Source organism: Streptomyces sp. DH12, from assembly GCF_020873895.1.
GTDB lineage: Bacteria > Actinomycetota > Actinomycetes > Streptomycetales > Streptomycetaceae > Streptomyces.
In genome coordinates this window covers 1-526 of record NZ_JAHWGT010000667.1, presented here as the reverse complement: position 1 = coordinate 526, position 526 = coordinate 1, and the positions used below count along the sequence as shown (strand labels likewise).

Below are 526 nucleotides of genomic sequence, written 5' to 3'. Positions count from 1 at the left end.
GGTACGGCCGGTTCTCCACCGGTTGCCGGTGACGCGCCGCCCGAGCCGGGCGGCGGCGCCGCGGAACGCGGCCGTCAGGCCGCCGGGGACGCGGGCGGTACTTGCGGCGGCCGCGAAGACCGGGACCGGCGGAAACGCCTGGGTGGTGGGTCCGTCGGCGTCGGCCCGCGGGGGTGCCGCTCTGCGGTGAAGCATGCGTATACCCATGCCTGGCATGCTCGCCGCCCACCGCGGCACGGGCCCCCCTGCGGGGGCCACGCGAGTGAAGAACCGAAGCCCGGCACACGCCGGGACACCCTCCCGGATCCGCTCCGACCTGCGGTGACATCCTCACGCGGATGCTCCGGGACGGCGGTGCCTCGTCACGGGTGCGCGGATGCCGGGCGCGGCTCCAGGACCGCGCCCCGGATACAGGTGCCGCGTCAGTGCGCCGCCGACTCCCAGTCCGGGCCCACGCCCACCGAGACGCCGAGGGGGACCCTCAGCTCGACCGCGGAGGCCATTTCGCGGCGGACCAGGTCCTCGA

Annotated in this window: 1 pseudogene; it reads right to left on the bottom strand. The window is 76.2% G+C overall.

Features of this window, described 5'->3' with window-relative positions:
• A pseudogene (locus LPA54_RS36380) lies at positions 1-195 on the bottom strand (hypothetical protein); the annotation flags it as partial.
• Positions 196-526 lie beyond the last annotated feature (331 nt).